Raw genomic sequence first — 22,172 nt, 5'->3', positions numbered from 1 at the left:
GTAGGGTGAGGCCGTGACTGCGCACGACGAGCTGCCCGCCCGCGTCTCCGACACGTTCGACCCCGCGCGCTGGCGCACGGTCGACGGGTTCGAGCACGGCACCGCCCTCACCGACCTCACGTACCACCGCGGCGTCGAGCGCGCGGCCGACGGCACGGTCGTGCGGGACCTGCCCGTCGTGCGCGTCGCGTTCCACCGACCCGAGGTGCGCAACGCGTTCCGCCCGCACACCGTCGACGAGCTGTACCGCGTGCTCGACCACGCGCGCATGACCTCCGACGTGGGGACGGTCCTGCTCACCGGCAACGGCCCGAGCCCGAAGGACGGCGTGTGGTCGTTCTGCTCCGGCGGCGACCAGCGGATCCGCGGGCGGGACGGCTACCGCTACGCCGAGGGTGAGACCGCCGAGGCGATCGACCCCGCGCGCGCCGGACGGCTGCACATCCTCGAGGTGCAGCGGCTCATGCGGACCATGCCCAAGGTCGTCGTCGCCCTCGTCAACGGCTGGGCCGCGGGCGGCGGGCACTCGCTGCACGTCGTCGCGGACCTGACGATCGCGTCCCGCGAGCACGCGCGGTTCATGCAGACCGACGCGAACGTCGGCTCGTTCGACGGCGGGTACGGCTCGGCGCTGCTCGCGCGGCAGGTCGGGCAGAAGCGCGCGCGGGAGATCTTCTTCCTGGCCCGCGAGTACTCGGCCGAGCAGGCGTGCGCGTGGGGCGCGGTCAACGACGTCGTGCCGCACGACGAGCTCGAGGACGCGGGCCTGGAGTACGCGCGGATCGTCGCGACCAAGTCGCCGCAGGCGATCCGGATGCTGAAGTTCGCGTTCAACCTGGCCGACGACGGCCTCGCGGGCCAGCAGGTGTTCGCGGGCGAGGCGACACGCCTGGCGTACATGACCGACGAGGCGGTCGAGGGCCGGGACGCGTTCCTGCAGCGCCGCGACCCCGACTGGTCGGGCTTCCCGTACGCGTACTGAGCGCGCCGCGGCCGGTGCGCTCGGTCCCGGTGCGCTCGGTCCCGGTGCGCTCGGTCCCGGTGCGTCGTCAGTCGACGGCGAACCAGGACACGAGGTCGACGAGCTGCGCGACGACGAACGCGGCGCCGACGACCAACGCGAGCAGGACGACCCCCGCGGTGACGACGGCACCCACGGCCGCGATGTCGTGCTCGACGGGCTCGGTGAGAGGTTCTGTGGTCATGCGACCAGCCTCGTCGGCGCCGGCCGGTGCGGGCATCGGCCGCCGGGCTCGTCCTGCCCGCGGCGCGGACCGTCCCGGGGCGGGTGCACGACGGCCGGGCCTCCACCCGCAGGTGGACGGCCCGGCCGCCGCAGGGTGGACGTTCAGCTCGTCGTGAGCGACCCCGAGCCCAGCGGGACGAGCTCGACCCAGGTGTTCCCGGGGGCGAGCAGGGCGTCCGAGCCGTCGGCGAGGAACAGCCGCAGGGGCGCGTCCTGCGCCTCCTTCTTCCACGTCACCGCGACGGTCTTGCCGCCCGTGGCCAGGGTGCCCTCGCCCTGGCCGACCAGGTCGTAGGTGGGCACACGCGCGCCGCCCTGGGCCGGGAAGGCCGTGTTCGGGTGGTTCGCGACGACCGACACGACGTTCACCGCGGACAGCCGCGTGCCGCTGCGCGCCGTGGCGGGCGACGAGCCCTCCGAGCGCAGCCAGGTGCCCGTCGCGTCGTCCCACGCCCACGACGGGTTCGACGCGCTCGACAGCCGGAACGACAGCGTCGAGGCGGGCGTACCGCCCGTGACGGCCGCGGCCTCGTCGGCGGTCCGGGCGAACAGGAACTGCTCGCCCGGGGACGCCGAGTGGGACGCGTCCGCCTGACCCCACAGGGTCTTCATGTCGCCGTACACGTTGTGCGGGGCGGCGCGGTCGCTCGAGCGGTACATGCCGTCGACGCCCTCGTCGTTCGACAGGATCTGCAGCCCGGACTGCCGGGCGAGCGAGACGATGCCGCCCTGCCCGCCGGAGAACGCGAGCAGGCCCTTCGTCGGCGCGAGGACCAGCGGGTCCATGGGACGCACCGAGCGGATCGGGCCGACCGTCTCGGGGACCTGCGAGTGGTACACGGCGATGAACCGCGAGACCTGGAACTCGACGATCGTCTCCCACACCACGTCGGCCTGCTCGAGGCCGGACTGCGGGCGCGCCGCGGACGTGTTCTCGACCTTGACGGCCAGGGACGGGCGCTCGACCAGGTCGCCACCGGCCGGCAGGCCCGTCAGCGGCCACGTCGCGGGCAGCGAGGGCGTCGGCACGGGCTGCTTGTCCGGGGTGATCACGGGGGCCGCCGTCACCGGTTCGGGCGTCTCGGGCGTCGTCGAGCTGCACGCCGCCGTGAGCGTGAGCGCGAACGCGCCGAGCAGGCCGAGCACCCGGGTGCGCGCGCGACGGTGGGACGTGGACGTCATGTGGTCTCTCCCCTGGGGTCGTAGCGGGTCCAGGGTGCCACGGACCGCGCGCGCGGCGTGCATCCGCGCGCGCGTGGCGACCTACTCTGGGACCGTGAGCCGGCCGCTGCGTGACGTCCCGCCGCGCGCCGAGGACCTGCTCGACGCGCTGGGTCCCGCGCTCGACGGCGCGGGACCCGCCGTGCGCGTGGCGACCGCGACCGGGTGGGACCACCTCGCGACCGTCGCGGTCGACGACGACGTGGCGCTCGCCGTGGCGACGTCCGGCTCGACCGGTGAGCCGCGCACCGCGCTCCTGACGGCCTCGGCCCTGCGCGCCTCGGGCCGCGCGACCGAGCGGCGCCTCGCCGGTCCGGGTCGGTGGCTGCTGGTGCTGCCCGTCGAGCACGTCGCGGGGCTGCAGGTGCTCGTGCGCTCGGTGCTCGCCGGCACGCGGCCCGTCGTCGCGCTCGGCACGCCGTTCACCGCCACGCGGTTCGCGGCCGCGGTCGCCGACCTGCGCACCGGCACCCCCGCCGGCACGCCGACGTACACCTCGCTCGTCCCCACGCAGCTCGTCCGGGTCCTCGACGACGAGGCGGCGACCGACGCCGCGCGCACGTTCGACGCGGTCCTGCTCGGCGGCGCCGCAGCGCCGGCCCCCCTGCTGGAGCGCGCCCGCGCCGCGGGGGTGCGCGTCGTCACCACGTACGGCATGACCGAGACGTGCGGCGGCTGCGTCTACGACGGCGTACCGCTCGACGGGGTGCGCGTCCGGCTCGACGCCTCCGGGCGGGTCCTGCTGGGCGGGGACGTGCTCACCGCGGGCTACCTCGGCCGCCCCGACCTGGACCCGTTCGTGACGCTCGACGGCACGCGCTGGCTGCGCACGAACGACCTGGGCCGGCTCGACGACGGCGTGCTGAGCGTCCTGGGCCGGGCCGACGACGTCGTCGTCACGGGTGGCGTGAACGTCGCGCCCGCGGCGGTCGAGGCGGCGCTCGCCGCGGCACCGGGGGTCGCCGAGGCGCTCGTCGTCGGCGTGCCCGACGAGACGTGGGGGCAGGCCGTCGGCGCGCTCGTCGTCCCCACGGACCCGACCGCACCACCGACCCTCGCCGACCTGCGCGCGCACGTCACCGCCGCGCTCGGGCCCGCGCACGCCCCGCAGCACCTCGTCGTGGTCGGCGCGCTGCCGCTGCGCGGCCCGGGCAAGCCCGACCGCCGGGCCGCCGCCGCGCTCGTCGTCGACCACGTCTCCTCGCCCGCACCGCACGCGGGACCGACCACCACCTCAGGGAGCACCGCGTGACCACACCGCAGGAATGGGTCGCCGGCGCGCGGCCCCGCACGCTGCCCGCCGCCGCGGCCCCCGTGCTGGTCGGCACCGGTGCGGCCGCGCAGCTCGACGCGTCGCACCTGGGGCGCGCCGCGCTCGCGCTCGGCGTCGCGCTCGCGCTGCAGGTGGGCGTGAACTACGCCAACGACTACTCCGACGGCGTGCGCGGCACCGACCTCGAGCGCGTGGGACCCATGCGGCTCACCGCGTCCGGCGCGGCGCGGCCCTCGGCCGTGCGCAACGCGGCGTTCACGGCGTTCGGCGTCGCCGCGGCCCTCGGCCTGTGGCTCGCCGTCGCGGCCGGCGCCTGGTGGCTGGTCGGCGTCGGTGCCGTGTCGATCCTCGCCGCGTGGGGCTACACCGGCGGGCGCAACCCGTACGGGTACCGCGGGCTCGGCGAGGTCGGCGTGTTCGTGTTCTTCGGCCTGGTCGCCGTGCTCGGCACCACCTACACGCAGGCCGGGCGGCTGTCCTGGGTGGCGTGGGTCGGCGCGGTGGCCGTCGGGCTGCTCGCGTGCGCGCTGCTCATGGTCAACAACGTCCGCGACATCCCGACGGACGCGGTCTCCGGCAAGCGCACGCTCGCCGTGCGGCTCGGTGACCGCCGCGCGCGCCGGGCGTACGCCGCGCTCGTCGTCGTGCCCGTGCTGCTCGGCATCGTGTGCGCGTTCGCCTCGCCGTGGGCGCTGATCGTCTCGATCCTGCTGTTCCCCGCCGGTCTGCTCGCGGGCGTCGTGCTCCTCGGCGCGCGCGGCCGCGCGCTCGTGCCCGTGCTCGCCGGCACGGGCATGCTCGAGCTCGCGTTCGGCGTGCTGCTGGGCGTGGGGCTCGCCGTCTGACGAGCGGGGGCGTCAGGCCTCGTCGGCCGGGCGGTCCGCCCGCGCGGCCTCGTCGGCCGGGGTGGCCCGCGCGGCCTCGTCGGCCGCGTCCTCCAGCCGCGCGTCCTCGTCGGCCGCCGTGGGCCGCCGCTCCCCCCGCTGCGCGGCACGCCGCTCGACCCACTCCGCGGCCGCGCGGCCCTGCTTCGCCAGCAGCACGTACGACAACCCCCACGCGACCAGCAGCCCCGCGAGCGGCGCGAGCCACGAGCGCATGCCGACCGCCCACAGCAGGACGGTCACGAGGGCGAACAGGACCAGGCGCAGGAGCGTGTAGACGAGGACGGGCACGGTCCCAGCGTAGGCGGCGTGGGGTCCCCGCCCACCCTCGGGGTCGCGCCCGCACCTGTGGCACGCGCCACCGACTAGCCTGGGGGCGTGCGCTACCTCGGGACGCTGCTGCTCATCGGATTCGTCGTCTACTGCGTGATCGACATCGTGCGCAGCGACGAGGACGAGCGCCTGGGCGTGCACCCCGCGCTGTGGGTGCTCGTGGTGCTGTTCCCGGTGATCGGCGGCGTGGTCTGGCTCGCGGTCAGCCGCACGAAGCGCGGCCAGCGCACCCCCTACCGCACGCAGACGGCCCAGGCTCCCGGAGCGCCCGTCGCCCCGGACGACGACCCGGAGTTCCTGTGGCGCCTGGAGCAGGAGCGCCGCCGCCGCGAGGCCCGCAAGCCCGACGACGAGCCCCACGACCAGCCCGGCCCCACCGTCTGATCCCACCACCTGGCCCCACCACCGGACCCCACCGCCGGACCGCCCGGCTGAGGGGAGTCCAAGGGCGTGGGTCCGACGTGAGGTCGCGCGTCTGTCGCCAGGTCGCGCGGACGACTGCACGACCTGGCGACGAACCCGCGACCGGGGGCGCGGATGCGCGCTCTCCGGTCAGAAGGCGTACGAGTGCAGGCCCTTGATCGCCAGGTTGACCACCGTGAAGTTGGCGATCACGCACGCGTAGCCGGCGAAGACGAAGTAGGCCGCCTTGCGGCCGCTCCAGCCGCGCGTCGTGCGCGCGTGCAGGTAGGCGGCGTACACGACCCACGCGATGAAGGTGCCGACCTCCTTGGGGTCCCAGTTCCAGTACCGGCCCCACGCGTCCTCGGCCCACACCGCGCCGCCGATGAGCGTCAGGGTCCACAGCACGAACGCGATGGCGTTGAGACGGAAGGACAGGGCCTCGAGGCGCCGCGAGTCGGGGACCTGGTCGAGCCAGCGGAAGCGCGGTCCGGTGACGGCGAGGCCGGAGAACGCCTGACGCATGCCGTCGGCGCGCGACCACCGGTGGCCCAGGTGCGTGCGGTCGGTCTCGCGGCCGTAGCGCATGACCTGGAGGACGGCGGCGGCGAACGCCACGGTGAAGATGCCGGTCGCGATGATCGCGACGCCGACGTGCAGCACCAGCCAGTAGTTCTGCAGCGCGGGGCGCACCGCGTCGGCGCGCACGAAGAAGCTCTCGATCGCGACGACGAGCGCGGTCACCGCGATGCCCATGACGACGACGCCGAGGAACGCGATGACGCGACGGCGCTGCACGACCGCGAGCACCGTGGTCGCGACGAAGACGCCGACGAGCGTGAACTCGTACATGTTGGCCGTGGGCCAGCGGCCCGCGGCGACGCCGCGCAGGACGATCGCGGCGAACATCAGCGCGATGCCGAGGTAGGTGGTCGAGCGCGCGATGCCCTCGGCGCGCGGAGAACGTCCCGGCGCCGCGTCCACCGTGGCGCCCGCGATCGCGGAGTCCGGCCCGCGCGAGAGGACCGTGGTGCCGCCGCGCGCGCCCGCGAGCGCCTCGACGCGCGCCTCGGCCTTCGCCCCCTCGGGCACGTCGAGGCGCTGCGCGTTGTCCGCGAGGCGCGCGAGGTCGACGGTGTAGGCGACGAGCGCGATCAGGAACGCGGTTGCCGCGGCCCACACCAGAAGCGTGCTCAGGTCACCGACCTGCATGGTCTCTCCCGTCCCTCGGCGCGTCCGGGGCGTCCGGCTGCGTCTGGTCCGCCGAGGTCGTCGGCGGGACCCTTGTGTCCGCTGTCGTCGTGTGCACCGTCGCCGTGCCCGGTGCCGTCGTGTGCTCGACCGTGACCGGGTCGAACGTGGTCAGCGCGTCCGCGAGCACGCGATCGAGCTCGGGCTGGAGGCCGACGTCGTCGCCGCGCGCGAGGCCCGCGGCGCTCACCACTGTAGATCCCGGCTGCGTGCCGGGCACCGCGCGCACCCAGAGCCTGCGCCGCGGCGCGAACAGCGAGGCCGCGAGGCCCACGAACGCGGCGAGCGCGAACACGAGCACCCACGTCAGCGCGGGGTCGTGGCGCAGGTCGAGCGCGACGTACCGGGTCAGCGAGTCGAACGAGACGCTCCCGAGCCCGTCGGGCAGCTCGACGCTCTCGCCGGGACGCAGGTAGATCGTCACGGCCTTGCCGTCGGCGTCGACGGCCTGCTCCATGCGCGACTCGTCGAGCTGGTACACGTTCTGCGGCACGCCGGTGTCGAGGCCCAGGTTGCCGGACCACACCGAGAGCACGAGCAGCGGCGCGTCGGGCTGCGGGTCGACCGACTGGTAGAGCCCGTCGGTGATCTCCACCGCGGTGGGCAGCAGGTAGCCGACGAGGCCGACCTGCGCCTGGTCGCCGGAGACGTCCGGCACCTTCACGACGCCGCGCGAGGTGTAGACCTCGTCCTGCGGCAGGAACGGCACCGCGCCGGAGAACGCGACCTCGCCGGCCGCGTCCCGCACGGTGAGCTCGGGTGCGTAGCCGTTGCCCTGCAGGTAGATCTTGGCGCCGTCCCGCTCGAGCGGGTGGTTGACCTTGATGGTCTCGGCGCTCGGGGTCCCGTCGGGGTCGGTCACCGTGACGTACGCGGCGAAGTCGCGCGGCTCGAGCGTCTCGTCGTCGAACCGCGCGGTGAAGTCGTCGAGGCGCAACGTGAACGGTTCGAGGCTGTCCTCGCTGAACGCCGTGCCCTTCTCGAACGTGTCGTACTCCTTGACGGAGTTCGCCATGCCGCGGCCCTGCACGACGATCGCCTGACCGCGGTAGTGCAGCATCTGACCGGCCGCGACGGACACGAGCAGCCCGACGAGCGCGAGGTGGAAGACGAGGTTGCCGGTCTCGCGCAGGTACCCGCGCTCCCCCGCGGCGGACCAGGCGCCGCCGCCCTCGTCGTGCACGTCGACGCGGTAGGACCGCGCGAACGGCGCCCACCGGGGGCCGCGGCGCATCGCGCTCGCCGCGCGGCGTGCGACGTCCTGCGGCGTGCCCGCGACCTCGGCGCCCGCCTGCGCGGGGAACCGGGTGAGGCGCCGTGGCGTGCGCGGCGGGCGGCCGCGCAGCGCGCCCAGGTGGGCGCGGGTGCGCGGCAGGATGCACCCGACGAGCGAGATGAACAGCATGAGGTAGATCGCGGAGAACCAGACGGAGGAGTACACGTCGAAGAACCCGAACCGGTCGAGCCACGGCCCGGTGGACGGGTGGTCGTCGATGTACTGCGCGACCTCGGAGACGTCCTGCGCGCGCTGCGGGAAGATCGTGCCGGGGACGGCGGCCACGGCCAGCAGCATGAGCAGCAGCAGCGCGACGCGCATGCTCGTGAGCTGCCGCCAGGCCCAGCGGGCCCACCCGGTGGGGCCCAGGCGCGGGAGCCGGGGCGGGGCGGCGGGTGCGTCCGACGAGCCGTCGGCGCCCGGTGCGGCGGCGCTCGTCGCGAACGTGTCCTCGAGGCCCTCGGGGCGGTAGGTCGCCACGTCACACCACCGGCACGAAGTCGTCGGTGAACACGCCCTGCAGCCACTGCGCCCACGTGTCCCACACGCCCGTGACGAGCGCGAGACCGAGCACGACGAGCAGGCCGCCGCCGACCCGCATGATCGCGAGGCGGTGCCGGCGCAGGAAGGTCAGCGCACGCGCGGAGCGCTCGACGCCGAGCGCGACCAGCAGGAACGGCAGCCCGAGGCCCACGCAGAACGCGACCGCGAGCAGCGCACCGCGCCCGGCGGACGCCTGGTCGAGCGACAGGCTGTAGATCGCGGCGAGCGTCGGGCCGATGCACGGCGTCCACCCGAGCCCGAACGTCACGCCCAGCAGCGGCGCGCCCCACAGCCCGGCGCGCGGCGCGAGGTGCAGGCGCTTCTCGTACTGCAGGAACGGCACGAGGCCGCAGAACGCCAGGCCCATGAGCACGACGACGACGCCGAGCACGCGCGAGAGCACGTCGGACCACTGCACGAGCGCCGAGCCGAGCGTCCCGGCGAGCACGCCGAACACGACGAACACGAGCGAGAACCCGGCGACGAACAGCCCGACCCCGGCGAGCACGCGCGCGCGGGCCGGGTGGCGCCGCGGCGCGTCCTGGTCGGCACCGACGACCGGCTGCCCGGGCGCGACCCCGCGCACGACGCCACCGGCCACGGCTGACCCGGCCGGCCCGGTCGGCGCACCGGCGCCGAGCCGCGTGCTCGTCGCGCCCGTCATGCCGCCCAGGTAGGCGAGGTAGCCGGGCACGAGCGGGAGCACGCACGGCGACGCGAACGCGACGACGCCTGCGACGACCGCCACGGGCACGGCCAGCAGCAGCGACCCGCTCGCGGCGGTCTGCCCGAACGACCCGCCGGCGGCGAGCACCTGCGTCGACCCCGCGAGCGTGGACAGCGCGCCCGGCGTCACGACGGCACCGGCTCGGCGAGGAGGTCGTCGACGACGGTGCGCAGCGTCGAGGCGTCGAGCAGCCCGACGACGCGCGCGGCGACCTTGCCCTCGCGGTCCAGCACGACGGTCGTCGGGACGGCGTTGAGCGGCACGACGCCCTGCAGCGCGAGCACGCCCTGCCCGCTGGTGTCCTCGAGGCTCGGGTACGGCACGTCGAACGTGCGCTGGAACGCCTGCGCGGCACCGGCCTCGTCGGTCGAGTTCAGCCCCAGGACGCGCACGCCCTGCTCGGCGTACTCGTTCGCGAACGCGACGAGGTCGGGTGCCTCGGCGCGGCACGGCGGGCAGGCGGCGTACCAGGTGTTGAGCACGACGACGTCGCCGCGCCAGGAGGCGACGTCCTGCGCGGTGCCCTCGTAGTCCGTGCCCGCGAGCTCGACGGGGCCCTGGCGGTCGCCCGGGGCCCATGTCTTCGTCGAGCCGTCGCCCGAGACGTAGCCGTCGTCGGTGGTGTCGGTGGACTGCTCCTGCGCGGGGCCGCACGCGGCGAGCACCCCGACGAGCCCCGCGACCAGCACAGTGAGCGCGGCGGCGACCAGCGCGCGCGGGGCGCGGCGGGCCGCCCGGGCCCCGGCGAGCGGCGTCACGTCACGCACCTGCCACGGTCGCGGCGCCGGGCAGCAGCGCGGCGGCGGGCTCGGTGTAGGTGAGGGCCACGAGCGTGTCGTCCTCGAACGTCAGGCTCGTGAGCGACGCGAGAGAGCACTGGCGGCGGCGCGGGTCGTGCCACAGCCGGCGCTTCTCGAGCGCGAGCCGCGTGACCCACACGGGGAGCTGGTGCGAGACGAGCACGACCTCGTGCCCGCGGGCGAGCTCGCGTGCGGAGTCGACGGCCGCGAGCATGCGGTCGACCTGCTCGCGGTACGGCTCGCCCCAGGACGGCCGGAACGGGTTGCGCAGGTACGGCCAGTGCTCGGGGTGCCGCAGCGAGCCGTCGCCCACGCCGAACGTCCTGCCCTGGAAGTGGTTGTCGGCCTCGATGAGCCGGGGGTCGGTGCCGACCTCGACGCCGAACGCGGCCGCGATGGGCGCGGCGGTCTCCTGCGCGCGCTCGAGCGGCGAGGCGATCACGGCGACGACGTCCCGGCGCGTCCCGGCCAGGGGCGCGGCGCCCGCGGCCTGCGCGAGGGCGCTGCTCGCCACCACGGCGTCGGCGGCGGCGTCCTCGTGCCCCAGCTCGCTGAGCCACTCGCCCTCGTACCGGCGGCCGGACAGGTGCGCGGCGACGAGGCGCGCCATCGCGCGCCCGCGTTCGGACAGGCGGTACCCGGGCAGACGTCCGTAGAGCACGCCGTCGGGGTTGTGCACCTCACCGTGGCGCATCAGGTGGACGGTGGTCGCGACCATGGGAGCCAGTGTCCCTCACGCAGCCGTGTGCTCGGGGCCGGGCCGGGGGTCAGCCGGGGTGAGACGCGCCACCGGACAGGTGCTCGGCGACGGCGTCCATCGCCTCGCCCAGCGCGCGGAACTGCTCGGGGGTGAGCACGTCGACGAGGTGCGCGCGCACCGACCGCACGTGGCTGGGTGCGGCGGCGACGAGGCGCTGCCACCCCTGCTCGGTCATCGTGCAGTTCACACCGCGCGCGTCGTGCAGGCACTGGTGCCGCTCGACGAGGCCCTGCTCCTCCATGCGCCGGATGGTGTGCGTGAGGCGGCTGCGCGAGTGCGCGAGGCCGGTCGCGATCTCGGACATGCGCATGGTGCGCTCGGGGGCCTCGGACAGGCGCACGAGCACCTCGTACTCGTGGATCGACAGGCCGGTCTCGGCCTCGAGCTCGTGCGCGAGGGTGTCGTTGAGCATCGCGACGCCGTTGCGGTACGCGCGCCAGCTCAGCTGCTCCTCGGCGGTCAGCCACCGCACCTCGTCGGCGGTGGGGGCCGCGGGTGCGGACGTCGTCGGTGTGGTGGTGGCCACGTGTCTCACCTCTCGTGCGGCGCCGTGCTCGGCGGTGTGCGTGCGTGCGTCGTGCGTGCGTCAGGGGCTGCGTCGTCGGGTGCCCGGCGGCTCGCCGGACGAGTGTCCCAGCCGACCGGGTGCACGACGAGTCCCCGGCTGGGTCTTGCGCTCGGCCTCCCACTGTAGTACAACTTTGAACTAGCAGCAGTTGATAGTTCAACAACTCGACCGACTGCCCGGACCATCCGGCACCACCGACCTCTCAGGGAGAACCACCATGAGCGCCACGACCACCACCGCCCTCCCCGCCGGCCTCACCACGGGCACCTGGGCCATCGACTCCTCGCACACCGAGGCGGCGTTCACCGTCCGCCACGCGGGCATCTCCAAGGTCCGCGGCACGGTCGCCGTCACCGGCGGCGCCATCACGGTCGGCGAGGACCTCGCCTCGACCTCCGTCACCGCGACGCTCGACCCGTCGACCGTCTCCACGGGCGACGCGAACCGCGACGGCCACCTCAAGAGCGGCGACTTCTTCGACGTGGAGACGTTCGGCGAGTGGTCGTTCACCTCGACCGCCATCCGTGCCGAGGGCGACGCGTACGTCATCGCCGGCGACCTGACGATCCACGGCGAGACCCGCCCGGTCGAGCTCGCCACCGAGTTCAACGGTGTCGCGGTCGACCCGTTCGGCAACACGCGCGCCGGGTTCGAGTCGTCGGTGACGATCTCCCGCAAGGAGTTCGGCCTGACCTGGAACGCCGCGCTCGAGGCCGGCGGCGTGCTCGTCTCCGACAAGGTCACCATCACGCTCGACGTCTCGGCCATCAAGCAGGCCTGAGCCCGGGCGCCCCAGCGGCGCCCGACCACCGCGGCAGCGCACCCCCTGACGCCGCCGCGTGACCCGCGGGCGGGTCCGGCACCACGCCGGGCCCGCCCGCGGCGTCTGCCCCCGGACGTGCGGCAGCGCGTGCGGTGTCAGCGCGTGCGGTGTCAGCGCGTGCGACGACGCGCGTCGTGGAACGCGAGGATCTGCAGCTCGCTCGCGACGTCCACCTGCCGCACGGTCACGTGCTCGGGCACGTGCAGCGCGCGCGGCGCGAACGTCAGCAGCGCCGTCACCCCCGCGCCGACGAGCGCGTCGCACACGGGCTGCGCGTGCGGCGCCGGGACGGCGATCACCCCGACCGACGCCGACGTACGCCCCACCACGCGGCCGATCGCGTCGGCGGGCTCGACGACGAGCCCCGCGACGGTCGTCCCGACGACCTGCGGATCGGCGTCGACGAGCGCCGCCACCTCGAACCCGCGCTCGGCGAACCCGCCGTAGCTGGCCAGCGCGTGCCCCAGGTATCCGATCCCGACGATGACCACGGCGCGCCGTGTCTGCACGCCCAGCACCTCGCCGAGCTGGCGCTCGAGGTGCGCGACGTCGTACCCCACGCCCCGGCGCCCGTACGAGCCGAGGAACGACAGGTCCTTGCGCAGCTGCGCGGGCGAGACACCCGCGGCCGCCGCGAGCTCCTCGGACGTCACGACCCGCGAGCCGCGCACGGACTCCAGCGCGTGCAGGTACCCGGGCAGGCGGGCGACGGTCGCGTCCGGCGGCTCCGCGCGGTCCGGCGTCGTGCGCACGCCCGTGCCCTCAGCGGGCGGCCAGCGCGCGCCGCAGCCGCGCCGGCTCGATGCGCCAGTACCCCTGCCGCACGCCGTCGACCTCGACCACGGGCACCAGGTCGCCGTACTGCGACAGGTCACGGCCCGGCTCGTCGTCGCGGTCCACGTCGACCTCGCGCCACGCGGTGCCCGCGAGGGACGCCTCGGCGGCGACGACCGCGCGCGCGTCGTCGCACAGGTGGCACCCCGCGCGGGAGAACAGGACCACGCGTGCGGTGGTCGTCGGCTCGTCGTCGTGCACGAGCCCGACCCTAGTGCGCGCGGGACCCGCGTGCGGGCGCCTCGGACCGCCGACCCGGCGCGGGCCGCTCGGGGCTGGCTACAGTGACCGGATGCCGGAGCCGACGCACGACCGTGCCGCGGTGGGTGCCGGGCGCACGGCCGCGTTCTTCGACGTCGACAACACCGTGGTGCGCGGCGCGAGCGCGTTCCACCTGGCCGTCGGGCTGTACCGACGAGGGTTCTTCCGGCCGTGGGACCTGCTGCGGTTCACGGGTCACCAGCTGCGCTACCGGCTCGTCGGTGAGGACCGCCGGCAGATCGACCGGCTGCGCGGCGAGGCGCTCGCGATCATGCGCGGGCACTCCGTCGCGGAGGTCACCGCGATCGCGGAGGACGTGTACGACCAGGTGCTGCACCTGCGCCTGTACCCCGGCACGCGCGCGCTGATCGACGCGCACGTCGCGGCCGGCGACGAGGTCTGGTTCGTCACCGCGTCGCCGATGGAGATCGCGGGCCTGCTCGCGCGCCGGCTGGGGACGACGGGTGCGCTCGGGACGGTCGCCGAGGAGGTCGACGGCTTCTACACGGGCCGGCTCGTCGGCGACCTGCTGCACGGCGAGGCGAAGGCGCGCGCGGTGCGGGCGCTCGCGGAGCGCACCGGGATCGACCTGGCGCGCTGCGCCGCGTACGGGGACTCGACGAACGACCTGCCGCTGCTGTCCGCGGTCGGGCGCCCGTGCGCGATCAACCCGGACCGTCGCCTGCGGCGGCACGCGGCACGCCAGGGATGGCCCGTGCGCGACTTCCGGCCCGCACGGCGCTCGCTCACGCGCGGGGTCCGCGCCGCCACCGTGGCGGGCGCGGTGTGGGCGACCGCCGTCTCGGCGCGGGCCGCCCGGCGCGGGCTGACGCGACACGCCGGAGGCTGAGGAGCCGTTCCGCGCGGTCCCGCCGGGGCGGAGGTCGGACGAACACGCGCCGGACGTCACGACACGTGGCCCGGCCTGGGTGCCAGCGCCTGTCCCGGGCCCCGGAGGCCCCCCGCGAGCGTCCTAGGGTTCCTCCGTGACAACCGTTCGCCGCGCGCGGCTCGACGACCTCGCCGCTCTCGCCGACCTGGCAGCCGTGACGTTCCCGCTCGCCTGCCCCCCGGGGTCGACGCCCGAGGACCAGCGGGCGTTCGTCGAGACCGTGCTGTCGCGCACCGCGTTCGAGGGCTACCTCGCGGACGGCAGGCGCACGGTGCTCGTCGCGCACGACGAGGCGGGCACGCTCGAGGGGTACACGATGCTGGTCGCCGGCATGCCCGCGGACTCCGACGTGCGCTCCGCGCTGTCGCTGTGGCCGACCGCCGAGCTGTCCAAGTGCTACGTGCACCCCGACCGCCACGGGCGGGGCGTGGCCGACGCGCTGATGACCGCGACCCTCGCCGACGCGCGCGGCCGCCACGCGCTCGGGTGCTGGCTGGGCGTGAACCAGCTCAACGCGCGCGCGCAGCGGTTCTACGAGCGCCACGGCTTCCTGCGGGTCGGCACCAAGCACTTCCGCGTGGGGTCCCGCATCGAGGACGACTTCGTCCTCGAGCGCGCGCTCTGAGACATCCCGCTCGGGCGTCCGAGGCGCCGGGACAGACAGCGAGGGCCCGGCCGGACGGCCGAGCCCTCGCTCACGCGCTGCCGGAGCAGCGGGTGGTCACTTCTTGTTGCGACGCTGGTGACGCGTCTTGCGCAGCAGCTTGCGGTGCTTCTTCTTGGCCATCCGCTTGCGGCGCTTCTTGATGACGGAGCCCATGGGTCCACTCTCGCTTCCGGTGGGGCCCGCGGCAGCGGACCTGTGCTGGTCGTTCGACGCGCGGTCGCCCGGTCAGGGCTCACGGCCGTGCTCGCGCACGGCCGCCCGCACAAGGAAAGTCCGAGGGCCTACCTTACGCGATGACGGCCGGTGCCCGCGACGTGCGTCGGACAGGACGTCAGGAGGAGCGGCGCTCGGTGTCCTGCTCGGGGGTCACGCTCGACATCGACGAGCGCAGGTAGGCGTCGAGCGCGTCCTGCGGGACGCGGAACGAGCGGCCCACGCGCACGCCCGGCAGCTCGCCGGAGTGGAGCAGGCGGTAGACCGTCATCTTGGAGACGCGCATGACGTCCGCGACCTCCACGACGGTCAGGTAGCGCACGCGGCCCGGCTGGTCGCTCATCGGTGCGGATCGTCCTCCTGGGGCGCCCTGCGGCACCCGTCCCCCGGTGCTCACGCGCCGGCCCTGTGACCCGTCGTCGACGGGCTGGCCCAACCTTAGTGGCGCCTGGGACAGGAGTGAAAGGGGTGACGGGTGTGACGACCGGTCTGCCCGGATCCCTCCCACCCGGGCGTCTGACCAGCACGAGCGCCGCGACGCGCGCGGCAGGCCGGTCACTCGTGGTGGACGTCCAGACCCAGCAGGGGGAACACCTCGGCCCGGGTCGCCCGGATCGCCCGGTCGACCTCGTCGGCCGGGTCGAAGCCCGACTCCCAGGTGCGGAACGCCGGCACCGCGCCGTCGGACATCGACACCGGCCCCTCGCGCCCGAAGTCCCGCGCGACCCGGTCGCGCCACGCCTGCGGGACCACCCGGTCCGGGTCGACCGGCCGGTGCGCCGCGACGGCGAGCAGGTGCGCCCACGCGCGCGGCACGACGTCCACCACGGCGTACCCGCCGCCGCCCAGCGCGACCCACCGGCCGTGCGCCACCTCGTGCGCGAGGTCGTGCAGCCGCTGCGCCACGAGCCGCTGCGCGTCCACCGTCACCCGCAGGTTGCTCAGCGGGTCCATGCGGTGCGTGTCGCACCCGTGCTGCGTGACCAGCACGTCGGGGCCGAACGCGTGCAGGACCGGGGGGACGACCGCGTCGATCGCGCGCAGCCAGCCCGCGTCCGACGTGCCCGCCGGCAGCGGCAGGTTCACCACCGAGCCCTCGGCGTGCCGCCCGCCCGTCTCGTACGCGTGGCCCGAGCCCGGGAACAGCGTCCGCCCCGACTCGTGCACCGAGACCGTCAGGACGCGCGGGTCGTCCCAGAACACCGCCTGCACGCCGTCGCCGTGGTGCGCGTCGACGTCGACGTACGCCACTCGCTCCGCGCCCGCGTCGAGCAGCGCACGGATCGCGACCGCCGCGTCGTTGTAGACGCAGAACCCCGAGGCGGCGCCCGGCATCGCGTGGTGCAGGCCGCCCGCGATGTTCACCGCGTGGTCGGTCTCGCCGCGCCACACCGCGAGCGCCCCGTCGAGGGTGCCCTGCACCGCGCGCGCGGACGCCTCGTGCATGCCCGGGAAGATCGGGTCGTCGCGCGTGCCCAGGCCGCGGGCCTCGTCGCGCACACCCTCGTCGGCCGCGCGCCGCACCGCCGCGACGTACGCGGCCTCGTGCACCGTGGTCAGCAGCTCGTCGGGCGCGAGCTGCGCGGCGACGACGTCGACGTGCTCGAGCAGGCCGAGCTCGCCCGCCAGGTCGATCGTCAGGGCGAGCCGTGCGGGCGACATCGGGTGCCCCGTGCCGAAGTCGTAGCGGAGCATCTCGGGCGCCCACTCCACGCGCGGCCGCGGCGTCATGACCACACCCAAACACCGAACCGGCGCGGTGTCGAACCCCCGTGGCGCGTCCCGCGGCGGCGCGTGGCGGCGGGCCGGACGAGCGCGGGCGCGTCGCGGACCGCGCGCGGCCCAGGTGCGCGCGACGTGCCAGAGTGTGCGATGCACGCTGGTCGGGACGAGCTCGGGAGGTGGGATGGCGCGCAGCGGCCCCGGCGTCGCGTGGCGCGCGCGTGAGCTCGTCGACCGGTCCGCGCGCCAGTCGCCCGCCCGCCTCGCGCTCGGCGTGTTCGCCGCGGTGATCGCGCTCGTCACGGTGCTGCTGTCCGCACCGTGGGCGACCGCGTCCGGGCATCGCGCCCCGTTCGTCGACGCCCTGTTCACCGCGACGTCCGCGAGCACCGTCACCGGTCTCGTCGTGGTCCCCACCGGCGAGTACTGGTCGACATGGGGGCTCGTCGTCATCCTCGTCGCGATCAAGATCGGCGGCCTGGGCGTGATGACGCTCGCGTCGCTGCTGGGCATGGCGGTCTCGCGGCGCATCGGCCTCACGCAGCGCCTGCTGGTCTCGTCGGAGACCAAGTTCACGCGGCTCGGCGAGGTCGGCTCGCTCGTGCGCACCGTCATCGTGACCTCGACGACCCTCGAGGTCGCGATCTCGCTCGTCCTGCTCCCCCGCTTCCACATGTACGACGAGTCGTGGGGCACGGCCGCGTGGCACGCGATCTTCTACGGCGTCTCGTCGTTCAACAACGCCGGGTTCGTGCCGACGCCCGAGGGGCTCGCGCCGTTCATCTCCGACTGGTGGGTGCTGCTGCCGATCATCGTCGGCGTGTTCATCGGGTCGCTCGGCTTCCCCGTGATCCTCAACGTCGCCAGGAACCTGCGCGAGCCGCGGCGGTGGAGCCTGCACGCCAAGCTGACGATCACGACGAGCCTCGCGCTCGTCGTCGCGGGCTCCGTGCTCGTCGCCGCGTTCGAGTGGACGAACCCGAGCACGTTCGCACCCATCGACGCGTCGGGTACCGCGCTCGCGTCCCTGTTCGCGGGCGTCATGCCCCGCTCGGCGGGCTTCTCCACGGTCGACGTGGGCCAGATGCACGAGTCGACCTGGCTGCTCATGGACGCGCTCATGTTCGTCGGCGGCGGCTCGGCCTCGACCGCCGGCGGTATCAAGGTGACGACGCTCGCGGTCATGCTGCTCGCGATCGTCGCGGAGGCCCGCGGCGACCGGGACGTCGAGGCGTACGGCCGGCGCATCCCGCGCGACGCGCTCCAGGTCGCGATCGCGGTCTCGCTCATCTCCGCGACGTTCGTGCTCATCGCCTCGCTGCTGCTGCTCGCGATGACGGGGCTGCGCCTCGACGTCGTGCTGTTCGAGGTCATCTCCGCGTTCGCGACGTGCGGGCTGTCGACCGGCATCACGCCGGACCTGCCCGACGCCGCCAAGTACGTGCTCACCGTCCTGATGTTCATCGGCCGGACCGGCACCATGACGCTTGCGGCCGCGCTCGCGCTGCGCAACCGTCGTCGGGTCATCCGGCTGCCGGAAGAGAGGCCGATCATTGGCTGAGACCATGCGCGACGCACGCGCAGGCACGCAGGGCGCCCCGCGCACGCCCAAGAAGGACTCGGGTGTGCTCGTCATCGGGCTGGGCCGGTTCGGGTCCGCGATCGCGGCGACGCTGGACCGGCTCGGGCAGGACGTGCTCGCGGTCGAGCGCAGCCCCGAGCTCGTGGCCCAGTGGGCGGGGCGCATCGCGCTCGTCGAGGCCGACGCGGCCAACCCCGAGGCGCTCGAGCAGCTCGGCGCGCGGGACTTCCCCGTCGCGGTCGTCGGCGTCGGGTCCTACCTCGAGGCGTCGGTGCTCATCACGGGCAACCTCGTCGACATCGGCATCCCCCAGATCTGGGCGAAGGCGGTCTCCAACGAGCACGCGCGCATCCTGCAGCGCATCGGCGCGCACCACGTGGTGCTGCCCGAGGCGGACGCGGGCTCGCGCGTCGCGCACCTCGTCTCCGGCAAGCTGCTCGACTACATCGAGGTCGAGGACGGCTTCACGGTCGTCAAGATGCGCCCGCCGAAGGAGACGCAGGGCTTCACGCTCGCGCAGTCGAAGATCCGCGAGCGGTACGGGGTCACGGTGGTCGGCGTGAAGTCGCCCGGCACCGAGTTCGTCTACGCGACCCCCGAGACCCGCATCTCGCAGAACGACATCATCATCGTCTCGGGTCACGCCGACCTCCTCGAGCGGTTCGCCGCCCGCCCCTGACGAGGTCTCGCGCGGCACGCCGTGCGCCGATAGCATCCGAGCGCGGGGCACGCCCCGCGTCCCATCGCTCGCCGACGAGAGAGGCGGTCCCCGTGGCCAAGCGGCCGTCGGACGACGAGGTGCGCGAGCGCCTCGACCACGTGGCCGAGGCCCTGCGCGCCGTCCCGGGGCGGTCCGTCACGCAGCTCGACCCCGCCTCCACGCCCGGGTACACCCGCGGCAAGGAGGAGGGCCGCTCGACCCTCGAGGCCATCGGCGGGCGGATGTCCGACCTGCAGGAGCGGCTGTTCGCGGAGGGCCGCACCGGGGGCACGCGCTCCGTGCTCGTCGTCCTCCAGGGGCTCGACACGGCCGGCAAGGGCGGCATCGCGCGGCACGTGCTCGGCCTGGTCGACCCGCAGGGCGTCGCGCTGCGCGGCTTCGGCCGCCCGACGCCCGAGGAGCTCGAGCACCACTTCCTGTGGCGCATCCGCAACGCGCTCCCGCCCGCCGGGCGCATCGGCCTGTTCGACCGTTCGCACTACGAGGACATCCTCGTCCCGCACGCGTCGGGCACGGCGGACGCCGCCGAGCTCGACCGGCGGTTCGCCGACATCGAGGCGTTCGAGCGTGACCTCGTCGCGAACGGCACGACGGTCGTCAAGGCCGTCCTGTGGGTCTCGCGCGACGAGCAGTACACGCGCCTGCACGAGCGGCTCGAGCGCCCCGACAAGCACTGGAAGTACTCGCCGCACGACGTGGACGTGCGCCTGCAGCGCCCCGCGTACGAGGCCGCGTACGACGAGGTGCTCGCACGCTCGTCGTACGACGTGGCGCCCTGGTACCTGGTGCCCGCGGACCACAAGTGGTACGCCCGCCTGGCCGTGAGCGCGCTGCTGCTGCGTGCGCTGCTCGACCTCGACCTGACGTGGCCGCAGCCGTCGTTCGACGTGGCCACCGAGCTCGCGCGTCTGGAAGCCACCCGCTGACGCGCGCACGGATGTCAGCTGGCCGGCACAACGGGGTGTCGACCAGCTGACTGCCCCGCCCCCGCGACGCGCGTGGTGGTGAGCAGGACCGCGTGGTCGACCTCGACCGCGGGCGCCGCGACGCCGACCGTCGCGAGCACGTGGCCCGTCAGCCGGACAGGTGCCGACCACCAGGCCGGGCGGTCCCACGTGCTGTGCGGCGCGTACGGGCCGTGCGGCGCGACCTCGTACAGCGCGTCCGGGTCGAGGCCCGGCAGCCGGACGCGCCCGGGCGGCCACGTCGCGGGCCGTTCGCGCTGGACGAGCGCGTACAACGCCCGCGCACGGTCGGGGGCGACCACGCCGTGCACCCACAGCCCGGCGGACGGCGCCTCGTCCCGCACGACGACCCCCGTGTGCAGCAGGGCGCGCTCGGACCGGTACAGCGCGACCCATTCGGCGAGCTCCGCGCGCTCGTCGTCGGACGCGGCCGCGAGGTCCCACTCGATGCCGAACGAGCCGAGCAGCGCGGTGGACGCGCGGAACGACAGGTCGAGCACCCGACCGGTGGTGTGCGCCCGGGCCGCACCGACGTGCGACCCGACGAGCTCGGGGGGCAGGAGCTGCGCGGTCCACCGCTGGATCTCGTGCCGCTCGCGCGCGTCGATGCAGTCCGACGCCCACACGCGGTCGGTGCGCTCGAGGATCCCCAGGTCGACGCGTGCGCCGCCCGACGAGCACGACTCGATCTCGAGCCCCGGGCAGTCGGCGCGGATCGCGTCGAGCAGCGCGTACACCGCGGCGGTCTGGGCGTGCACGCCCGCGGCGCCGCTCGCCCCGCCCGCCTCGACGAGGTCACGGTTGTGGTCCCACTTCACGTAGTCGAGACCGAGCTCGCGCACCAGGCTCACGACGCGCTCGCGCAGGTACGCCGCGACCTGCGGCCGTGCGACGTCGAGCACCTGCTGGTGGCGCACGAGCGGCGGGGTACGGCCCGGCACCTGCAGGACCCACTCGGGGTGCGCCCGCGCGAGGTCGGAGTCGGGGTTGACCATCTCCGGCTCGAACCACAGCCCGAGCTGCATGCCGAGGCCGTGCACGTGCTCCGCGAGCGCCCGCAGGCCGTCGGGCCACACGTCCTCGTCGACGTACCAGTCCCCCAGGCCCGCCGTGTCGTCCCGACGGCCGCGGAACCAGCCGTCGTCCACGACGAACCGCTCGACGCCGACCGACGCCGCCAGGTCCGCGAGCTCGCGCAGCCGCGGCAGCGAGTGGTCGAAGTACACGGCCTCCCACACGTTGAGGGTCACGGGTCGCGGCGTGCGCGGGTGGTGCGGGCGGGCCCGCAGCAGCGCGTGGAACCGGCCCGCGAGCGCGTCGAGCCCGTCGCCGTACGTGCCGTACAGCCACGGGGAGGTGTAGGCCTGCCCGGGCGCGAGCCGCACCTCGCCCGGCAGGAGCAGCTCGCCGCCGCCGAGCAGGCGCGTGCCGTCGGGCATCAGCTCGGCCTGCGTGCGGTGGTTGCCGGACCACGCGACGTGCACGCCCCACGCCTCGCCGCGCCGGAAGTCCGTGCCGGGCTCGGCCGCGACGAGCACGAGCGTCGCGTCCGCTCCCGTGCGCCCGCGCCGGCCCTCGCGCACGTGCGTGCCGACCGTGAACGTGTGCCGCTGGGGCGTGCGCTCCTTGCCCCACCGGCCCGCGAGGTCGACGATCTCGGCGGCGTGCGCGGGGACCGGCAGCGCGGGCTGCAGCGCGTCGAGCGTGTACGTGCCCGCGCCCGCGTTGGTGAGCGTCGCGCGCGTGCGCACCACGCCCTGCGGCGTGAGCTCGACGACGAGCTCGAGGTCCAGCCCCGCGTCCTCGTCGGCCGCCTGCACCCGGACGGTCCCCCCGGCCTGCGCCACGTCGAGGGACGACGAGCGCACGACGAACGACGGCGACCATGCGAGCCCGTCCCGGTGCCCCGCGACGCCGGGCGTCCCGAGCCACGCCTCGGCCTGGCCCGGCAGCACCGGCACCGGCACCGGCTCGTCGACCTGCGCGCCCGCACGCGGCGGCGCCCACGCACGCACGAGCTCGGCCGCGGCGTCGGCGTCCAGGCCGTCGCCCAGGTCCCGCCCCCAGTGCAGGACGTGCGGCAGGCGGTCGTCGGTCGCGGTCAGCAGCAGGCTCACGCCCGCCGCGCGCAGGTGCACGAGCATGCGCCCATCCAACCAACCCGACCCCGTGCCCGCGTCGCGCCGCGCCGGTACACCGACGGGCCGC

Annotated in this window: 25 protein-coding genes; 10 read left to right on the top strand and 15 right to left on the bottom strand. The window is 75.0% G+C overall.

Annotated features, from left to right (window positions below; all coding sequences use genetic code 11):
• The first annotated feature begins 13 nt into the window (after nucleotides 1-13).
• On the top strand, nucleotides 14-982 hold the full coding sequence (locus ACT17Q_RS03530; protein ID WP_444664781.1) for a 1,4-dihydroxy-2-naphthoyl-CoA synthase: 969 nt from the start codon (nucleotides 14-16) through the stop codon (nucleotides 980-982).
• Between the two features lie 67 nt (nucleotides 983-1,049).
• Here the strand turns inward: ACT17Q_RS03530 and ACT17Q_RS03525 are convergent, their stop codons facing one another.
• Together ACT17Q_RS03525 and ACT17Q_RS03520 are read right to left on the bottom strand one after the other, a co-directional pair.
• Nucleotides 1,050-1,205: a hypothetical protein gene (locus ACT17Q_RS03525; RefSeq protein WP_444664779.1), complete on the bottom strand. Its 156-nt coding sequence runs from the start codon at nucleotides 1,203-1,205 to the stop codon at nucleotides 1,050-1,052.
• Nucleotides 1,206-1,348: 143 nt separating this feature from the next.
• The gene (locus tag ACT17Q_RS03520) at nucleotides 1,349-2,428 is read right to left on the bottom strand and encodes a DUF3048 domain-containing protein (RefSeq protein ID WP_094180823.1); all 1,080 of its coding nucleotides are present in this window, start codon (nucleotides 2,426-2,428) and stop codon (nucleotides 1,349-1,351) included.
• Between the two features lie 94 nt (nucleotides 2,429-2,522).
• On the opposite strand from ACT17Q_RS03520, the gene menE reads away from it, so the two are divergent.
• Both menE and ACT17Q_RS03510 read left to right on the top strand, forming a co-directional pair.
• Complete coding sequence (gene menE / locus ACT17Q_RS03515; RefSeq protein ID WP_444664777.1) at nucleotides 2,523-3,719, top strand: o-succinylbenzoate--CoA ligase; 1,197 nt, start codon at nucleotides 2,523-2,525, stop codon at nucleotides 3,717-3,719.
• Nucleotides 3,716-4,585, top strand: a complete 870-nt coding sequence (locus ACT17Q_RS03510) for a 1,4-dihydroxy-2-naphthoate polyprenyltransferase (RefSeq protein WP_141319852.1) — start codon at nucleotides 3,716-3,718, stop codon at nucleotides 4,583-4,585. The genes menE and ACT17Q_RS03510 overlap by 4 nt, the downstream gene beginning before the upstream one ends.
• A gap of 12 nt (nucleotides 4,586-4,597) precedes the next feature.
• On the opposite strand, the gene ACT17Q_RS03505 is transcribed toward ACT17Q_RS03510, so the two are convergent.
• Entirely contained in the window at nucleotides 4,598-4,915 is a 318-nt protein-coding gene (locus ACT17Q_RS03505) for a DUF4229 domain-containing protein (RefSeq protein WP_094180826.1), read from the bottom strand.
• Between the two features lie 87 nt (nucleotides 4,916-5,002).
• Here ACT17Q_RS03505 and ACT17Q_RS03500 point away from each other — a divergent pair, with 87 nt between their 5' ends.
• Nucleotides 5,003-5,341, top strand: coding sequence for a PLDc N-terminal domain-containing protein (locus ACT17Q_RS03500; protein WP_444664774.1), 339 nt, complete (start codon nucleotides 5,003-5,005; stop codon nucleotides 5,339-5,341).
• A 168-nt stretch (nucleotides 5,342-5,509) separates the two neighbouring features.
• Here ACT17Q_RS03500 and ccsB read toward each other — a convergent pair whose 3' ends face one another.
• Genes ccsB through ACT17Q_RS03470 form a run of 6 tightly spaced genes read right to left on the bottom strand, consistent with a single transcriptional unit; the run spans nucleotide 5,510 to nucleotide 11,242 of the window.
• Nucleotides 5,510-6,571: a c-type cytochrome biogenesis protein CcsB gene (gene ccsB / locus ACT17Q_RS03495; RefSeq protein ID WP_444664772.1), complete on the bottom strand. Its 1,062-nt coding sequence runs from the start codon at nucleotides 6,569-6,571 to the stop codon at nucleotides 5,510-5,512.
• Nucleotides 6,558-8,366, bottom strand: a complete 1,809-nt coding sequence (gene resB / locus ACT17Q_RS03490; RefSeq protein ID WP_444664770.1) for a cytochrome c biogenesis protein ResB — start codon at nucleotides 8,364-8,366, stop codon at nucleotides 6,558-6,560. Before resB ends, ccsB begins: the two co-directional genes overlap by 14 nt.
• A gap of 1 nt (nucleotide 8,367) precedes the next feature.
• Complete coding sequence (locus tag ACT17Q_RS03485; RefSeq protein WP_444664768.1) at nucleotides 8,368-9,285, bottom strand: cytochrome c biogenesis CcdA family protein; 918 nt, start codon at nucleotides 9,283-9,285, stop codon at nucleotides 8,368-8,370.
• Complete coding sequence (locus ACT17Q_RS03480) at nucleotides 9,282-9,914, bottom strand: TlpA family protein disulfide reductase (RefSeq protein WP_232514432.1); 633 nt, start codon at nucleotides 9,912-9,914, stop codon at nucleotides 9,282-9,284. The genes ACT17Q_RS03485 and ACT17Q_RS03480 overlap by 4 nt, the downstream gene beginning before the upstream one ends.
• A 1-nt stretch (nucleotide 9,915) precedes the next feature.
• A complete protein-coding gene (locus tag ACT17Q_RS03475) occupies nucleotides 9,916-10,674 on the bottom strand; it encodes a histidine phosphatase family protein (protein WP_268531252.1) in 759 nt (252 codons plus the stop codon).
• A gap of 49 nt (nucleotides 10,675-10,723) precedes the next feature.
• Entirely contained in the window at nucleotides 10,724-11,242 is a 519-nt protein-coding gene (locus ACT17Q_RS03470) for a MarR family winged helix-turn-helix transcriptional regulator (RefSeq protein WP_094180831.1), read from the bottom strand.
• 259 nt (nucleotides 11,243-11,501) lie between these two features.
• Between ACT17Q_RS03470 and ACT17Q_RS03465 the strand changes: the two genes are divergently transcribed.
• The gene (locus ACT17Q_RS03465) at nucleotides 11,502-12,065 is read left to right on the top strand and encodes a YceI family protein (RefSeq protein WP_444664765.1); all 564 of its coding nucleotides are present in this window, start codon (nucleotides 11,502-11,504) and stop codon (nucleotides 12,063-12,065) included.
• Between the two features lie 152 nt (nucleotides 12,066-12,217).
• On the opposite strand, the gene ACT17Q_RS03460 is transcribed toward ACT17Q_RS03465, so the two are convergent.
• Entirely contained in the window at nucleotides 12,218-12,859 is a 642-nt protein-coding gene (locus ACT17Q_RS03460; protein WP_094180833.1) for a redox-sensing transcriptional repressor Rex, read from the bottom strand.
• Nucleotides 12,860-12,869: 10 nt separating this feature from the next.
• On the bottom strand, nucleotides 12,870-13,142 hold the full coding sequence (locus ACT17Q_RS03455) for a glutaredoxin family protein (RefSeq protein WP_232514433.1): 273 nt from the start codon (nucleotides 13,140-13,142) through the stop codon (nucleotides 12,870-12,872).
• Nucleotides 13,143-13,233: 91 nt separating this feature from the next.
• Here ACT17Q_RS03455 and ACT17Q_RS03450 point away from each other — a divergent pair, with 91 nt between their 5' ends.
• Together ACT17Q_RS03450 and ACT17Q_RS03445 are read left to right on the top strand one after the other, a co-directional pair.
• Entirely contained in the window at nucleotides 13,234-14,052 is an 819-nt protein-coding gene (locus tag ACT17Q_RS03450) for an HAD family hydrolase (protein ID WP_094180834.1), read from the top strand.
• A 136-nt stretch (nucleotides 14,053-14,188) separates the two neighbouring features.
• Nucleotides 14,189-14,719, top strand: a complete 531-nt coding sequence (locus tag ACT17Q_RS03445; RefSeq protein WP_268531257.1) for a GNAT family N-acetyltransferase — start codon at nucleotides 14,189-14,191, stop codon at nucleotides 14,717-14,719.
• Nucleotides 14,720-14,815: 96 nt separating this feature from the next.
• On the opposite strand, the gene ACT17Q_RS03440 is transcribed toward ACT17Q_RS03445, so the two are convergent.
• From ACT17Q_RS03440 to ACT17Q_RS03430, 3 genes are all read right to left on the bottom strand, one after another.
• Nucleotides 14,816-14,914, bottom strand: a complete 99-nt coding sequence (locus ACT17Q_RS03440; RefSeq protein ID WP_003792170.1) for a 30S ribosomal protein bS22 — start codon at nucleotides 14,912-14,914, stop codon at nucleotides 14,816-14,818.
• 178 nt (nucleotides 14,915-15,092) lie between these two features.
• Nucleotides 15,093-15,317 carry a helix-turn-helix domain-containing protein gene (locus ACT17Q_RS03435; RefSeq protein WP_094180836.1) on the bottom strand — a complete coding sequence of 75 codons (225 nt, stop codon included), beginning with the start codon at nucleotides 15,315-15,317 and terminating at the stop codon, nucleotides 15,093-15,095.
• A gap of 212 nt (nucleotides 15,318-15,529) precedes the next feature.
• Nucleotides 15,530-16,705 (bottom strand): acetoin utilization protein AcuC, encoded by a 1,176-nt coding sequence (locus ACT17Q_RS03430; protein WP_094180837.1) that lies wholly within the window; start codon nucleotides 16,703-16,705, stop codon nucleotides 15,530-15,532.
• Nucleotides 16,706-16,880: 175 nt separating this feature from the next.
• Between ACT17Q_RS03430 and ACT17Q_RS03425 the strand changes: the two genes are divergently transcribed.
• The 3 genes from ACT17Q_RS03425 (at nucleotide 16,881) to ACT17Q_RS03415 (ending at nucleotide 19,925) form a co-directional block, all read left to right on the top strand.
• Complete coding sequence (locus tag ACT17Q_RS03425; protein WP_094180838.1) at nucleotides 16,881-18,257, top strand: TrkH family potassium uptake protein; 1,377 nt, start codon at nucleotides 16,881-16,883, stop codon at nucleotides 18,255-18,257.
• Between the two features lie 4 nt (nucleotides 18,258-18,261).
• Complete coding sequence (locus tag ACT17Q_RS03420; protein WP_094180839.1) at nucleotides 18,262-18,957, top strand: potassium channel family protein; 696 nt, start codon at nucleotides 18,262-18,264, stop codon at nucleotides 18,955-18,957.
• 92 nt (nucleotides 18,958-19,049) lie between these two features.
• Nucleotides 19,050-19,925, top strand: coding sequence for a PPK2 family polyphosphate kinase (locus ACT17Q_RS03415; RefSeq protein ID WP_444664760.1), 876 nt, complete (start codon nucleotides 19,050-19,052; stop codon nucleotides 19,923-19,925).
• Nucleotides 19,926-19,939: 14 nt separating this feature from the next.
• On the opposite strand, the gene ACT17Q_RS03410 is transcribed toward ACT17Q_RS03415, so the two are convergent.
• On the bottom strand, nucleotides 19,940-22,108 hold the full coding sequence (locus tag ACT17Q_RS03410; protein ID WP_444664758.1) for an alpha-galactosidase: 2,169 nt from the start codon (nucleotides 22,106-22,108) through the stop codon (nucleotides 19,940-19,942).
• Between the last annotated feature and the right edge of the window lie 64 nt (nucleotides 22,109-22,172).

Origin of the sequence: Cellulomonas sp. CW35 (assembly GCF_052378485.1) — a bacterium.
Classification (GTDB): Bacteria; Actinomycetota; Actinomycetes; order Actinomycetales; family Cellulomonadaceae; genus Cellulomonas; species Cellulomonas uda.
This window is presented reverse-complemented; position numbering and strand designations above follow the sequence as displayed.